Here is a 15291-nt window from a genome sequence, read left to right on the forward strand (position 1 = left end):
AAATCAGATCAAATCACGCATAACCGCAGCAGGCGCATCACCGTGACGACCAAGGAATGCCAACAGTCTGTCACGGTCAACTTCACCCTTGTCAGTATAGTCAGCCGCATGAATACCGCCGGAAATATACAGCACATCGACACCGTAATTTTGCGCACCCTTCACATCGGTCAGCATACCATCACCGATAGCAAGAATGCGTGATTTATCAACCGGCTTGCCCGTCAGGGTTTCCGCAGCCTGCATCGCCGCCACATAAATCGGATTATGCGGTTTACCGGCAATCAGTGTGCGTCCGCCGAGCTGGGAATAATCCCGCGCCAAAGCTCCGGCACACCAGATCAAACGGCTGCCGCGCTCAACGATAAGATCAGGATTAGCACAGATAAATGGCAGATTGCGCGAGCGGAAACGCTCCAGCATTTCGGCATAATCTTCCGGCTTTTCCACTTCATCATCAACAAGACCGGTACATACAACACCTGAGGCTTCATATTCCTCAACAAGTTCCACATCCAGCCCGTCATAGATTGCCAGTTCACGTTCCGGTCCCAGATGAAAAATCTTACGCGGACCGGCAGCAATCAGATCACGGGTTACATCGCCTGATGTAACGATCTGATCATAGCTCTCATTAGTGATGCCCATCATTTCCATCTGCGCCGCAACACCGGGAAACGGGCGTGGCGAGTTGGTGATAAGGACAACTTTCACACCGGCCTCGCGGGCGCGCTTCAGCGCATCGGCGGCAGGACGATAGGCGTCAACACCATTATGCAACACGCCCCACACATCACTGAAGATCACATCATATTTGCCAAAAAGATCATCGAGTTTCGCCGGATGCAGCATAAAACTATCCTTAATAATGATCTCCGTCATTTCACGGAGCCTCTGATACGCCGGAACAAGCGTACAAGTCTGATTGAAGAACGCACAGGAAGGCAAAACTTCAGGCGCCGGATTTTACAAATGCTCTAACGTAACAAACAGCATATGTCACCCGTTTTGCGCAGGAAAAGCATGGCTCACGGCTATGTGCGCAGACACTGTCCTCCGGCAACGCGTTTCATCTTTCATTAACTTTGACTTATGTCCAGTTTCTTTACTGTGTTTCGTGACGGCTTGTTAGAACCAATCCTTTAAAACTGAATATCCGTCAAAGGATCAATCTGCGTTCTCGCTCCGCTGCAAATCTTTGCAAACCGGCACCGTTGAGAAAGCAGATCAGAATAAGAAGACTATTCCGGCTGATACCCGCAGGAGAGATTATGCGTCGCGTAAAAAACATGGTCAGAACATCCCGCAACATCTCAATTCTATTGAGACGGTTTCGCGATCATCAAACCGGTGCCATTGCCCCGCTTTTTGCGCTCATGCTGGTTCCTATTCTTTTCGCGATGATGCTGGCAATTGATACAGCCAACCTGATGCGCGTGCGCGGGAATGTTCAAAACTCGCTGGATGCCGCAGCACTGGCTGTGGGTAAGCGTTTCAGCAACGGCTCTTCCGAAAATGAGATGAGGGCATATGGCAAAAATATATTCAGTTCGAACCTGAATGCGATTGAGGTACAGCAAACTAATTTCACACTCGTTTTTCCTGAAAAGCAAAGCCTGAACAAACAGATCCTTGCAAGTGCCGAATTTCCCTACATCTCATACTTTGGTAAAGCTGTTAAAAAGCTAACAGGTGATACAGTGGACTGGGATACGTACCGGTATCAAATGTCAGCAACTGTGCGCCTCAAAAGTACGCTGGAAGTCGCACTCGTTCTGGATAATTCCGGCTCAATGAGTCAGTACGGCTCTGGCTCAAGAGAGCAACGCATTGTCCTTTTAAGAAAAGCTGCAACCGACTTGGTAAATAAGCTTGCCACACAGGCGAAACAAATCACATACGTCAACAACCCGGTTCAATTTTCCCTCGTACCTTTTGATGCGGCAGTGAATGTCGGCCCCGAAAACGCCTCCGCATCCTGGATGGATCATTCAGGTGTTTCTCCGATTCATTATGAAAATTTTACTATGCCGGCACTCAACAAGTCGCTGACACTCACCTCCACTAAAAAAATCACAAATAGAAACGGAACTTACTATAATGAAGGTTCAGGCTGGGGGAGCGAGCAAAATCAAATTTTCACTCGTTTTACGCTCTACAACGATTTGGGTAAAATTTCCAAAAGATCACAAGCCCAATGGGCTGGCTGCATAGAAGCACGCTCAGGAATTTATGGAATAAATGCAGATCCAGCCAATCCTGCATCACCAGAAACAATGTATGTTCCGATGTTTGCACCTGATGAGGACTCACGGGGAAACAATAACTGGTGGTCAGACGGTTCAGAAGGCACAACAGCCCTACGACAGAGTGACCTAAAAAAATATTATGCAACATCAAAAACGGACTCGATCAGCTCCAGCAGGAGCCCTAATTACAGCTGCAAAACAGTACCCATTGTCCCTCTCACAAATGTTACAGAAGATGCTGGCCTAAAGAAAATACAAGACAAAATTAAACTGATGCAACCTCAGGGCAATACGAACGTACCTGAAGGTATGGTGTGGGGATGGCGCACATTGACCAGCACCGCCCCTTTTCCTCATGGGCGTGAATCGTCAGACCACGGCAATGATAAAGTTATTATCGTTTTAACAGATGGCGCGAATGTTTATAACTCTTCATATGCATCCTTAGGCTACCCATCAGTCATTACTGAAGGTTACAGTGAGCCAAGAATATACCAAGAGCCGAACACTCTGAACTCCCGCTGGGACAGTTACACTACTGCATTGAATGCCCGCTTTAAAAAACTCTGCGGGCTAGCCAAGGCAGACAATATCATAATAATGGCTGTCGCTCTTGATCTTGATGCCAAGAACGGATCGGGTGACACCGAACAGATTGCAATCATGAAGGAATGTTCATCCTATTCACGCGTGCGCAAAGACGACAAAAACCCGTCACAACCGGCCAAGTTGTTCTGGAACTCGAAAGGCAAAGACCTAGAACAAACATTCAAAGAAATTGCCGACGAATTATCCAACCTGCGTGTTGTTCAGTAATTACTCTTTAAGACACCGGCACTTGTGTATGACACAGGTGCCGGTGTTTTTTAGGTTTTGGCAGCACTAAAATTCACACGGCTTTCACATTCAGCCTGCATATTTCCCCTGCATGGCAAATTTGCTTTGCCTAGCATAAAATTATTCCGCACAAGCACTTTCAACTCCGGTAAGCGCACACTACATGTGCTGCTTAAGCCACGTTCTTCGGGACTTCCTGTCAGTTTTTACAGGGTTTATTACCGGCAATTTAATCTTTTATGGCTGCCGCAAACCTTGACTCCGAAACAGCATTTTCCTATATCAAAACCACGTTAGCACTCGCATAGATGGAGTGCTAATAATCAACGAGCATAAAGCTCATCGTTCATTTTGCTGCCTTAGTTCAAGGCGTATTTTCAAGGGTTATAACCATGGCAGAGATCAATTTCCGCCCTCTTCATGACCGCGTTGTCGTTCGTCGTGTAGAATCGGAAGCAAAGACAGCCGGTGGCATCATTATTCCTGATTCCGCCAAAGAAAAGCCGTCTGAAGGCGAAGTTGTCGCCGTTGGTTCCGGCAACCGCGATGAAAGCGGCAAGCTGGTTGCTCTGGATGTTAAAGCAGGCGACCGCGTTCTGTTCGGCAAATGGTCCGGCACAGAAGTGAAAATCGGCGGCGAAGACCTGCTGATCATGAAAGAATCCGACATTCTCGGAATCATTGCTTAATTCTTGAATTAGCCTGAACGGTTTATACCTCAGGTTATTCATCATTCCTTTTCAACAGTTCAAATCGGGAAGCCTTGAAGGCCAGACCTCAGGCTCCAGGAGAGAAAAATGGCTGCTAAAGAAGTAAAATTCGGTCGTTCAGCGCGCGAAAAAATGCTGCGCGGCGTCGATATCCTTGCAGATGCTGTTAAAGTAACGCTCGGCCCTAAAGGCCGTAACGTTGTTATCGACAAATCTTTCGGTGCTCCACGCATCACCAAAGACGGTGTATCGGTTGCTAAAGAAGTAGAACTTGAAGACAAGTTCGAAAACATGGGCGCACAGATGCTGCGCGAAGTGGCTTCCAAGACCAATGACACTGCAGGTGACGGCACAACAACCGCTACTGTTCTCGGTCAGGCTATCGTTCAGGAAGGCGCAAAAGCTGTTGCTGCCGGCATGAACCCGATGGATCTGAAGCGCGGTATCGACCTCGCAGTAACCGAAGTTGTTGCAAACCTCCTCGGCAAAGCCAAGAAGATCAACACTTCTGAAGAAGTTGCTCAGGTTGGCACCATCTCCGCTAACGGCGAAGCTTCCATCGGTCAGATGATTGCTGAAGCCATGCAGAAGGTTGGCAACGAAGGCGTTATCACTGTTGAAGAAGCTAAAACTGCTGAAACAGAGCTCGAAGTTGTTGAAGGTATGCAGTTCGACCGCGGCTACCTGTCACCATATTTCGTAACCAATCCTGAAAAGATGGTTGCAGATCTGGAAGACGCTTACATTCTTCTGCACGAAAAGAAGCTTTCCAACCTGCAGGCTCTTCTGCCGGTTCTCGAAGCTGTTGTTCAGACTTCCAAGCCACTCGTTATCATTGCTGAAGACGTAGAAGGCGAAGCACTGGCAACTCTGGTTGTTAACAAGCTGCGCGGCGGCCTGAAAATTGCTGCTGTTAAGGCTCCGGGCTTTGGCGATCGTCGTAAGGCAATGCTTGAAGATATCGCGATCCTCACCGGTGGTCAGGTTATCTCCGAAGACCTCGGCATCAAGCTGGAATCTGTTACGCTCGACATGCTCGGCCGTGCGAAGAAAGTTGCAATCAGCAAAGAAAACACCACCATCGTTGATGGCGCCGGTGCAAAAGCTGAAATCGAAGCCCGCGTTGGCCAGATCAAGCAGCAGATCGACGAAACTTCTTCTGACTACGACCGCGAAAAGCTACAGGAACGTCTTGCTAAGCTTGCTGGCGGTGTTGCAGTTATCCGCGTTGGCGGTGCAACTGAAGTTGAAGTGAAAGAACGCAAAGACCGCGTTGACGATGCTCTGAACGCAACCCGCGCTGCGGTTGAAGAAGGTATCGTTGCTGGTGGTGGTACTGCCCTTCTGCGCGCTTCTGCAAACATCACTGCAAAAGGCATCAATTCTGATCAGGAAGCCGGCATCAACATCATCCGTCGTGCTCTGCAGGCTCCTGCTCGTCAGATCACCACAAACGCCGGTGAAGAAGCTTCTGTTATCGTTGGTAAAATCCTCGAAAACGCGTCAGAAACCTTTGGTTACAACACTGCAACCAACGAATATGGCGATCTGATCAAAGCTGGTGTTGTTGATCCGGTTAAAGTTGTTCGTACTGCTCTGCAGAACGCAGCTTCAATCGCTGGCCTGATGATCACCACTGAAGCCATGATTGCTGAACTGCCGAAGAAAGACAGCGGCATGCCAGCAATGCCAGGTGGCGGCATGGGCGGCATGGGCGGCATGGACTTCTAAGAAGTCCGTAAAGCTCGCCCATCAACTAATAAGCCTGCACCGCAGAGCGGTGCGGGTAGCGGCATGGACTTCTAAGAAGTCCATCCGAGCATTTCGTAGCACAGGCGTTTACGCCTGTGCGGCCACGAGAGTGCAAAAAATAAAAAGCCTCCGAGAAATCGGGGGCTTTTTTTATGGATTTTACAGAGGTCTGTATATCGAACGCCTGTAAACAGCAGCAAGATATGTTATAATATCATCGTATTTAAATGGGCTTTGTGCTCGCGGCATTCATAGTATGAAATTCTATCTGCGACAGGAGTTCCGGCCTGTCAGCAGCGTGTAAAACCGACCTTGTGCATTTTTATGCTGTCCTCCCAATTTATTGGGATTACATCTCAAGGCAAATCGGAACAGATACAATTGGCCTAAATCACAAATGCCGCGCTTTATTTTTTTAAAGTTACTGTACTTACGAATAAGTCAAAATTATTTTAGTACCTCCTTAATAATCAGGCTTTAAAAGATTACGAAATCTTCAGCTTGCTCCGGTCAGCAATCCTATTTGCCCCCGCTTGAAGGAACTGCCGGCCCGAGCAAAGGGAAGACGGGGCAACCCGTCTTCCCACCGCCGGTTTCTAACGCAGCCACTCTGTTGCTTCGCGATTTTGTTACACGCAATCTGAACTCCCCGCTTGAATTCCCTTATAAGCTGTCTACGTTTGACTAGACAAACTGCGCACCGACGTTTCGCGTATGGAGCAGTTATCATGCCGGTTTCAGGAGAGAAGAGTTATGCGCAAAGAGCATCCGATCACGACCGCACCACAAGACGGCCAAACAGTCACAGTGCTCTGGACTGACTTTGACGGCCAAACCAATGAATCTCCGGCCCGCTATCGTCAACTCGCCCAGCTAAAAAAGGCTGGCGGAGACTGGGATGAGAATGACACCGGCTGGTGGACTTTCCTTGACAGCACAACTCAGAAAAAAATCAACCCGACCGCGTGGATTGAGAATCCTGAGGATGAGGCTGAAGACGACTGAAACGTCTAAACTACAGACCCTATATTCATCGGGAACAACCCGATATCAGGCTAACATATCTATTTACGACATCTTCCCAGAATTCAGAATTTCAGGAGCTGCAAATGTCTGACCAACGCACCGAGACTGATAGTTTCGGCCCGATTGCCGTTGATAATGATCGCTACTGGGGTGCACAAACCCAACGCTCACTGCACAACTTTAAAATCGGCACTGACCGTCAGCCGTTGCCGCTTATCCATGCGCTCGGCATAGTTAAACAAGCCGCTGCAGAGACGAATATTGCATTGGGTAAACTCGATCCGGTTTTGGGTCGCGCCATTACTGTCGCCGCAGCCGAGGTTGTTGCCGGCAAGCTCGACGATCACTTTCCGCTGGTCATTTATCAGACCGGTTCGGGCACGCAGTCCAATATGAATGCGAATGAAGTGATCTCCAACCGTGCGATCGAAATGCTGGGCGGCACCATTGGCAGCAAGAAGCCTGTACATCCCAATGATCATGTCAATATGGGGCAGTCGTCGAATGACAGTTTCCCGACAGCTATGCATATTGCCACGGCGCTTGAAGTGACCACCCGCCTGCTACCGGCGCTTGACCATCTGATTTCTGCCCTGAAGACCAAAGAAGATAAGTTCGCGCATCTGATCAAGATTGGCCGCACCCATACGCAGGATGCCACACCGGTTACACTGGGACAGGAGTTCTCCGGTTATCGTGCAGCCGCCGAATATGGCAAGCACCGCATTGAGCAAAGTCTCACAGATGTTTATCTGCTCGCACAGGGCGGCACTGCGGTCGGCACCGGCCTGAACTCGGCCAAAGGTTTTGATACCGGCTTTGCCGATGCCGTTGCCAATATCACCGGCCTGCCTTTCAAAACCGCACCGAACAAATTTGAAGCACTGGCTTCGCACGGCGCCCTGCTCAATCTTCATGGTAGCTTGAATGCGCTTGCCGCCGATCTGTTTAAGATTGCCAATGATATCCGCTTTTTAGGTTCGGGTCCCCGCTCCGGCCTTGGTGAATTGCAATTGCCGGAAAACGAACCCGGTTCGTCCATCATGCCGGGCAAAGTCAACCCGACTCAAGCCGAAGCATTGACGATGGTTGCCACACAGGTTTTCGGCAACCATACCACCGTCACCGTTGCATCAAGTCAGGGGCATTTTGAGCTCAATGTTTTCAAACCGGTGATCGCGGCCAATGTGTTGCAATCCATCCGTCTGCTGGCCGATGGCATGAACTCTTTTGTCGATCATTGTATTGATGGTATTGAAGCCAATGAAGCGCGCATCCATGAACTGATGGAAAATTCGCTGATGCTGGTGACCGCACTTGCCCCGCAAATCGGTTATGATGCAGCAGCAATGATTGCCAAAACAGCGCATCACAATGGCACAACGCTGCGCGAGGAAGCGCTGAAAAGCGGACTTGTCAGTGAAGCCGAATATGAAGCACTGGTGCGGCCGGAACTCATGCTGCACCCTGCATAATAGTTGCCGAAATAAGCTATAACAGCCCAAATAACCCCGTTTCGGGCTGTTATAGCTCTATGCTTCAATTTTAAGTTCACCATTGATGAACAATATGTCAATATACGTCTATATTTACATAACAGTCACTTGTTTGTTATCCATCCGGTAACAGCAAACTATGTTGCAACAGTCTGCTTAAACCTAGTTTTTTTTAACGCATGTTCCTCCCGGAAAGCCGGATATGGTTTTCAGTAACATGCCAATCCGGAGCCCCACTATGAGCAATGTTTCTGCATCCCAGAATTCCGCAGTCATCCTGATTGCCCGTATTTTTCTTTCAATCTTGTTCATTCTGGCCGGCTGGGCAAAGCTGACCGGTCTTGAAGGTACCGCTCAGTATTTTGGTGCAATCGGCCTTCCTGTGCCAACGGTTACTGCTGTTCTCGTTGGTCTGGTTGAATTTGTTGGTGGTCTTGCCATTCTGGTCGGCTTCAAAACCCGCATCGCTGCCGTCATCGTTGCCCTGTTCACTATTGGCGCAACTCTGGTTGCCCATATGGATTTTGCTGAAGGCATGAATGCAATGATGGCACAGAAAAACCTCGCAATTGCCGGCGGTCTGCTGCTGCTCGCTATCACCGGTGCAGGTGCATTTTCTGTCGACGGTCGTGGCCGCTCGTAATCTCTGAAATTTTCAGTTTAGAGCATTTCACAGTCAAGTTGGATCAACTTGACGTCGGGATAATGCGAAAAACTAAAGAATCTAGAGCGAGCGCTGCGATCCAATCTGGACGTAAACCGCTCTAGAATTAAAAAAGCCGCAGCTCTTATGAGCTGCGGCTTTTTTTGCATTGAATGAATTTTGCCAAAAACCTTATTTCAGGCTATCGCAAATCCGGCCGATAATCTCTGTCACACGCGGATTATCCAGACTACGGCGGGCAGAAACCAGACATGCCTGTGATTTCAACATAATGCCGTCATCCAGGATTTTCAGTTTGTTGGCACGCAGCGTTGAACCGGTCGATGTGATATCAACGATAATGTCCGCAGAACCGGCAGCAGGTGCCCCCTCAGTTGCACCCAGACTTTCCACAATCCGGTAAACCTGAATACCGTGTTTCTGAGAGAAAAACTGCTGTGTCAGCCGCCAGTATTTGGTGGCAATACGCAAACGACGGCCATGACGCTGACGGAAGTCTGCCGCCACATCATCCAGATCGGCCATTGTTGAAACATCGTGCCAGACTTCCGGTACGGCGACGATCACATCCGCATGGCCAAAACCAAGCGGTGCTTCAACCTGTACTTTTTCATCGGCACGCGCCAATGTCTCACGGATCAAATCTTCGCCGGTTACACCGAGATCCACGGCACCATAGCCAAGTTCACGGGCGATTTCAGATGCTGACAGGAACAGAATATCCACATCATCCATGCCTTCAATACGGGCACGGTAATTGCGGTCATCCTCCGGCAAAACAACATTCAGCCCGGCTTTCGCCATCACTGCAATTGTCTGTTCTTTAAGGCGGCCTTTGGAAGGCAAAGCCAATGTTACAGTCATGAGCGTGCTCCTGCCTGTGTCGCCTCAGCACATTGTTGCAGACGATCCAGCCAGATGGAAAAACCAACGCCGGAAATACGTTCCTTGGCACCAAGCAGTGTCAGCAAACGGTCATAACGCCCTCCACCGACAATGACACCGCAATCAGCATCGCGGCTGGTCACTTCATAAACCAGACCGGTGTAATAATCGAGCGGACGGCCAAACCCGGCATCATAAGTGACAATGCTCAAATCAATTCCGGCTTTACGCATTTCCTCAACGCGTTTGCCAAAGCCCTGCAAGGCTGAGCCCAGATCAAGACCGCTCACTGCAGCGAATTCCGTCAGCTGTGCTGTCGCCTGATCCAGCGGCACACGAATGGACAGAAATGTTTTCAGTGCTGTCAATACGCGGTCTGCCAGCTGCACCGCAGCCAGCTGCTGTTTTTCCATCAGCCGTCGTGCGATTTCAGCCGGACTACGCCCTGCAACGGGCGAAATGCCAGCCTCCTGCATTTCCTGTGCAAGTGCTGTAACCAGTGCATCCTCGCCTTGCTCATTCAGCAATTGACGCAAGCGTTCCGGCACACCATTGCCGGTGCGCGGTGACGAGAGATCCTGCAAAGCCAGTTGCAACTGTTCGGCATTGCCGAAAGTACGCGCCAGCTTCTTCTGCCAGCCACGCGGCAGACCAAGAGACGCCAGCACAGCTTCAAACACCGACTGATCGCCGAGTAGTACCTGCAAGGATGCATGAGGCGCAGCCTGATGCACAGCATTCAGCGCATCGCTTAACGAGCGTGCATCAGAGGCTGGCTGATTATCACCGCCGAGGTCTTCAATACCCGCCTGATGAAAGCTGGTGCCGCCTTCACGGCGCTGGCGAAAAACCTCACCAATATAAGAATAGCGCTTTGGCGTGGCTGCATTGAGCGCAATATGATTGCGGCAGACCGGAATGGTAAATTCCGGACGCAGGCACAGACTGTCGCCGTTTTCATTTTCGGTCAGGAAAATCCGGCTGCGCAAATCCTCGCCCGCCATATCCAGAAACGGATCTGCCGGTTGCAGGATTGGAATATTAACCGCCTCGCTCGACGTAGTCGCAAAATAAGACGCCAGATCGGCGGCAATATCTGCTGTTTGACGATTGCTCATATCAGTTCGCCTGCCTGCTTTTTTCCTGCAGACGATCATGCGCCTGTTCGGCGAGAATGCGCTTCACTTCCGCTACCAGATCAGCCTCTTTAACGGTGATCTGCGCCGGACGGCTGGCACGCCATTCCTCATTGCTTTCAATCTCACCGGAAAGACGCTTGCCTTCAATCAGATCCTTGATCTGAATTTCGCCATTGGCACGCTCATCACCGCCTTGAATAATCGCAAGCGGGGCATCGCGGCGGTCCGCATATTTCAGCTGATTACCGAATTTCTTCCAATTACCCTGATACATCTCGGCGCGGATACCGGCATCACGCAGATCCTGCGTGAATTTCTGATAACGGCCGAGGCTCTCAGCATCACCATCCATAACGGTAATCACAACCGGTGCCAGTGTTTCTTCTGCCCCAAGCTTGCCCAGATTTTTCAGAGCCGTCATCAGACGGGAAACACCGATGGAAAAACCGGTTGCCGGAACCGGCTGACCACGGAAACGCGACACCAGACCGTCGTAACGGCCACCGCCGCCCACAGAACCAAACACAACTTTTTCACCTTTTTCATTGGTGACATCAAATTGCAGCTCAGCCTCATAAACAGGACCGGTGTAATATTCGAGACCACGCACAACGGACGGATCAATCTTCACGCGACCGGCATAACCACCCGCATCAAACAAAATCTGCATCTGTGCGAGTTCTTCAACACCTTCTGTGCCGCGCGCATTGCCTTCAACAACAGCACGTAAATTCGCAATGGTCTGCTGACCATCTTCAGCACCGGCAGCAATAAATTCGAGAACCTTGGTGATCGCTGCCGCATCAAGCTTCGCACCTTTGGTGAAATCACCGGATTCATCACGACGACCTTCACCGAGCAGCAGCTTAACGCCCTCTTCGCCAAACTTATCCAGTTTGTCGATAGCGCGCAGCACGTTGAGGCGACGACCGGCATTGTCATCACCGGCAAGACCGATGGCTTCCAGAACACCATCCAGAACCTTACGGTTATTGACACGGATCAGATAATCACCACGCTGAATGCCCAGACGCTCCAGCGTATCCGCTGCCATCATGCACATTTCCGCATCAGCAGAAACGCCCGGCGCACCAACTGTATCCGCATCAAACTGCATAAACTGGCGGAAACGGCCAGGACCCGGCTTTTCGTTACGGAAAACCCAGCCATTACGATAGGTGCGGAACGGCAGCTGGATTTCATTGAAATTCTCAGCCACATGACGCGCCAGAGGCGCTGTCAGATCATAACGCAGCGACAGCCATTGCTCATCATCATCCTGAAGCGAAAACACGCCTTCATTCGGGCGATCCAGATCCGGCAGGAATTTACCCAGCGCATCGGTATATTCCACAAGCGGTGTTTCAATCGGGTCAAAACCGTAACGCTCATAGACCTCGCGAATTGTCGCCAGCATTTTTTCAGCAGCACGCAGATCATGGGGCTCACGGTCCACAAAGCCGCGCGGCAGCCGCGCTTTCATCTTCTCCGCTTTATTTGCCATGATACTGATCCGCTAAACTTGAGTTATCTTGAAGATTAAATGCCTTAATATCCTTGAAAGGCGTGTATGTTTCCTAACTGATCGGTCAGCATGCGGCAAGAGCAAGATCAGCGCAGAAACGCTTTATGCAGGCCTCTTAAAATCCTGCCGCAGACGCTCAATCACAGGGCGGCAATAACAACCCTCCAGATGATCATTCACAAGCCCCATCGCCTGCATAAAAGCATAAACCGTTGTCGGCCCGACAAATGACCAGCCGCGCTTTTTAAGATCTTTGCTGATGCGCGTGGAAATCTCGGTTAAAGGATTGGCCTTATAGGCCGCCAGATCAAACCGTGCAGGCCTGTCCTTGACCTGCGGCTCAAAACTCCAGAAATAAGCTGCCAGCGACCCTTTTTCAGCAATAAGCTCAATTGCCCGTCCGGCATTGTTAATGGCCGATTTGATCTTGCCGCGATGCCGCACAATGCCTGCATCCTGCATCAGCCGCTCAACATCATCATCTGTAAAAAGCGCCATTTCATGAAAATCGAACTCTGCAAAAGCACGGCGAAAATTCTCACGTTTGCGCAAAATCGTCAGCCATGACAGCCCTGACTGAAAGCCTTCCAGACAGATTTTCTCAAAAAGACGGCGATCATTGTCAACCGGATAGCCCCACTCCGTATCATGATAGAGAAGATAATCAGGCAATCCGCCATGCCAGCCGCATCGGACACGCCCGTCCTCACCCCAATGTAGCCCCGCTTCCAGAACCGGTATCTCTTGCGTCATTTTTTCATCCACCCGACCTCTGCAACACCATGAGTTCTTCCATAGCACATTTTATTTGACTTGGAACAAAAAAAGAACATACGCTTCACCGCAGACATTCGACAGATCATCCGAACCCCGAAGAATATTTACCTGCTGATAACCACAAGAGGAACTTTTCCCTTCATTTCAGCCTGCACGTTACTCTGATTCACTTTTTCACAAGGGTCAGGCATCACAGTTGAGGCAAAGGAATCTGCATGCCGCGACAGATGGGAAAAGCATCACAGTTTAAGGCATCACTTAAATACAGGACGATCTGATGAAACCACGTCATCTGCTGCTGATCGCATCCATTGCTGCTTTTGTCTTATCCGCTGTCTCGGCCGGCGGCGCATTTGCCAATGACCGTTATGCAACCCCGCCGCCGGTTGTTCTCAGCCCTGATCTGAGCGCACCTTGGGTTATGCAATTGCAGCCTCAGCGTTATTCAGTGCAGGCTGCTCCCGCTGCTGCGCCACGCTATTACCGCAATAGTGCCAGTTCACGTCAGGCTCTCGCGCCGACTGTACGCCCGATCACCCGCCAGCAGGCTCGCAAAAAGCAAGAAAAAACCTTGCGCCAGAATGTAACCTACCAGCAGGGCTCATTTATTCGCAGCGGCGTAACCCCGCCACAGAATCCAAAACAACCATCCGCCGGTATGAACCCGATCTTCCTGCCGCAGGAAGTCGACTATTCTGCCTCTCACAAAGCCGGTACTATCGTAATTGATACCAGAAACAAGTTTCTGTATCTGGTCGGTGAAAACGGCAAAGCGCGCCGCTATGGCGTTGGCGTTGGCAAAGAAGGTTTCGGCTGGAAAGGCACAGAGACTGTGAGCCGCAAAGCCGAATGGCCGACATGGCATCCACCGAAAGAAATGATCGCCCGCGAGCGTAAAAAAGGCCGCATTCTCCCTGTGAGAATGGAAGGCGGCATAGCCAATCCGCTTGGCGCACGGGCGCTTTATCTTGGCAGCACTCTGTATCGTATTCATGGCACCAACGCGCCATCCACCATCGGGCGGGCTGTCTCATCCGGCTGTATTCGTATGCGCAATCAGGATGTTGAAGACCTATATGAACGTGTGCCGGTAGGCACCAAAGTTGTAGTTCTCTGATAATTCGAACCTGAATATCAAAGCCCCGCCCATGAAAATGGCGCGGGGCTTTTTCTTATCTGCCCGTGCCCGCAAGCATTTTTCAAAAATTTTGATCCCAAACAATTTATCATTTTGACATCAGCCGGTCTTGCAAAAACGATAAGAACCGATTCAAGATTAGCGTACTGCAAAGTGCTTCGCCGGATACCACTCAGTAAGACGTTCAGAAACCGGCGCAATAACAGAAAAGGAATAAGGACATGTCCGTAGCTGCAATCAAATTGAATGACGGCAACTCCATTCCGCAATTGGGTTTCGGTGTGTGGCAGATCAGTGATGAGGAAGCTATCGCAAGTGTGAGCACCGCACTTGAAACCGGTTATCGTCATATTGATACTGCTGCTATTTACAAGAATGAACGGGGCGTCGGTCAGGCAATCCGCAATTCCGGCATTGCACGCAAAGATATTTTTCTGACAACCAAAGTCTGGAATGACGATCAGGGCTATGATTCAACCCTGAAAGCCTTTGAAGCCTCCGCCGAGCGCCTGGGCACCGATTATTTCGACCTGTATCTCATTCATTGGCCAATGCCGAATAAAGACAAGTTTCTCGACACCTGGCGCGCGCTTATCAAGCTGCGTGAAGAAGGCCGCGTGAAATCCATTGGCGTTTCCAATTTCCGCACAGCCGATCTGCAGCGCATACTGAAAGAAACAGATGTCGTTCCGGCCATCAATCAGATTGAGCTGCATCCGTACTTCCAGCAAGACAATTTGCGGCAGTTTCATCAGCAGCACAACATCGCCACCGAGGCATGGAGCCCGCTTGGTCAGGGTAAAATTCTGGATAATCCGGCGTTAAAAGCCATTGCAGATCATCACGGCAAATCGGTCGCTCAGATCATCCTGCGCTGGCATCTGGATATCGGCAATGTCGTCATTCCAAAATCCGTCACCCCTGCCCGTATTAAAGAAAATTTTGAAGTCACAGATTTCAAACTTCTGGGTATTGAGCACGACGAAATTGACAAGCTGGATTCATCGGACGGCCGTATCGGCCCTGACCCGACAACCTTTGGCTAAGCCTCAGGCTCTGGCGAGGTACGGCGTTAAAAAAAACTATACATAAT

At 50.2% G+C, this 15291-nt stretch carries 13 protein-coding genes; 8 read left to right on the plus strand and 5 right to left on the minus strand.

Annotation, left to right across the window (positions count from 1 at the left end):
• Nucleotides 1-3: 3 nt before the first annotated feature.
• On the minus strand, nucleotides 4-852 hold the full coding sequence (locus tag P8H26_RS08195; protein WP_289632472.1) for a TIGR01459 family HAD-type hydrolase: 849 nt from the start codon (nucleotides 850-852) through the stop codon (nucleotides 4-6).
• Between the two features lie 419 nt (nucleotides 853-1271).
• Here P8H26_RS08195 and P8H26_RS08200 point away from each other — a divergent pair, with 419 nt between their 5' ends.
• The 6 genes from P8H26_RS08200 to P8H26_RS08225 all read left to right on the plus strand — a co-directional run bounded on the left by P8H26_RS08200 (nucleotide 1272) and on the right by P8H26_RS08225 (nucleotide 8713).
• Nucleotides 1272-3065, plus strand: coding sequence for a TadE/TadG family type IV pilus assembly protein (locus P8H26_RS08200; RefSeq protein ID WP_289632435.1), 1794 nt, complete (start codon nucleotides 1272-1274; stop codon nucleotides 3063-3065).
• Between the two features lie 413 nt (nucleotides 3066-3478).
• Complete coding sequence (groES, locus tag P8H26_RS08205; RefSeq protein ID WP_022711248.1) at nucleotides 3479-3775, plus strand: co-chaperone GroES; 297 nt, start codon at nucleotides 3479-3481, stop codon at nucleotides 3773-3775.
• A 108-nt stretch (nucleotides 3776-3883) separates the two neighbouring features.
• Nucleotides 3884-5527, plus strand: coding sequence for a chaperonin GroEL (gene groL / locus P8H26_RS08210; protein WP_289632436.1), 1644 nt, complete (start codon nucleotides 3884-3886; stop codon nucleotides 5525-5527).
• Nucleotides 5528-6301: 774 nt separating this feature from the next.
• Nucleotides 6302-6553, plus strand: a complete 252-nt coding sequence (locus P8H26_RS08215) for a hypothetical protein (RefSeq protein WP_289632437.1) — start codon at nucleotides 6302-6304, stop codon at nucleotides 6551-6553.
• A 104-nt stretch (nucleotides 6554-6657) separates the two neighbouring features.
• Nucleotides 6658-8049 (plus strand): class II fumarate hydratase, encoded by a 1392-nt coding sequence (gene fumC, locus P8H26_RS08220; RefSeq protein WP_289632438.1) that lies wholly within the window; start codon nucleotides 6658-6660, stop codon nucleotides 8047-8049.
• A 259-nt stretch (nucleotides 8050-8308) separates the two neighbouring features.
• A complete protein-coding gene (locus P8H26_RS08225) occupies nucleotides 8309-8713 on the plus strand; it encodes a DoxX family protein (protein ID WP_289632439.1) in 405 nt (134 codons plus the stop codon).
• Between the two features lie 192 nt (nucleotides 8714-8905).
• On the opposite strand, the gene hisG is transcribed toward P8H26_RS08225, so the two are convergent.
• The 4 genes from hisG to P8H26_RS08245 all read right to left on the minus strand — a co-directional run bounded on the left by hisG (nucleotide 8906) and on the right by P8H26_RS08245 (nucleotide 13036).
• Nucleotides 8906-9598: an ATP phosphoribosyltransferase gene (gene hisG / locus P8H26_RS08230; protein ID WP_289632440.1), complete on the minus strand. Its 693-nt coding sequence runs from the start codon at nucleotides 9596-9598 to the stop codon at nucleotides 8906-8908.
• Nucleotides 9595-10737, minus strand: coding sequence for an ATP phosphoribosyltransferase regulatory subunit (locus tag P8H26_RS08235; RefSeq protein ID WP_289632441.1), 1143 nt, complete (start codon nucleotides 10735-10737; stop codon nucleotides 9595-9597). The genes hisG and P8H26_RS08235 overlap by 4 nt, the downstream gene beginning before the upstream one ends.
• 1 nt (nucleotide 10738) lies before the next feature.
• The gene (gene hisS / locus P8H26_RS08240) at nucleotides 10739-12262 is read right to left on the minus strand and encodes a histidine--tRNA ligase (RefSeq protein WP_289632442.1); all 1524 of its coding nucleotides are present in this window, start codon (nucleotides 12260-12262) and stop codon (nucleotides 10739-10741) included.
• A 123-nt stretch (nucleotides 12263-12385) separates the two neighbouring features.
• Nucleotides 12386-13036 carry a DNA-3-methyladenine glycosylase I gene (locus tag P8H26_RS08245; RefSeq protein WP_289632443.1) on the minus strand — a complete coding sequence of 217 codons (651 nt, stop codon included), beginning with the start codon at nucleotides 13034-13036 and terminating at the stop codon, nucleotides 12386-12388.
• 301 nt (nucleotides 13037-13337) lie between these two features.
• On the opposite strand from P8H26_RS08245, the gene P8H26_RS08250 reads away from it, so the two are divergent.
• Together P8H26_RS08250 and P8H26_RS08255 are read left to right on the plus strand one after the other, a co-directional pair.
• Nucleotides 13338-14177, plus strand: a complete 840-nt coding sequence (locus P8H26_RS08250; protein WP_289632444.1) for a L,D-transpeptidase — start codon at nucleotides 13338-13340, stop codon at nucleotides 14175-14177.
• 242 nt (nucleotides 14178-14419) lie between these two features.
• Complete coding sequence (locus tag P8H26_RS08255) at nucleotides 14420-15244, plus strand: aldo/keto reductase (protein WP_289632445.1); 825 nt, start codon at nucleotides 14420-14422, stop codon at nucleotides 15242-15244.
• Nucleotides 15245-15291 lie beyond the last annotated feature (47 nt).

This window comes from Pseudochrobactrum sp. sp1633, assembly GCF_030376605.1.
GTDB lineage: Bacteria > Pseudomonadota > Alphaproteobacteria > Rhizobiales > Rhizobiaceae > Pseudochrobactrum.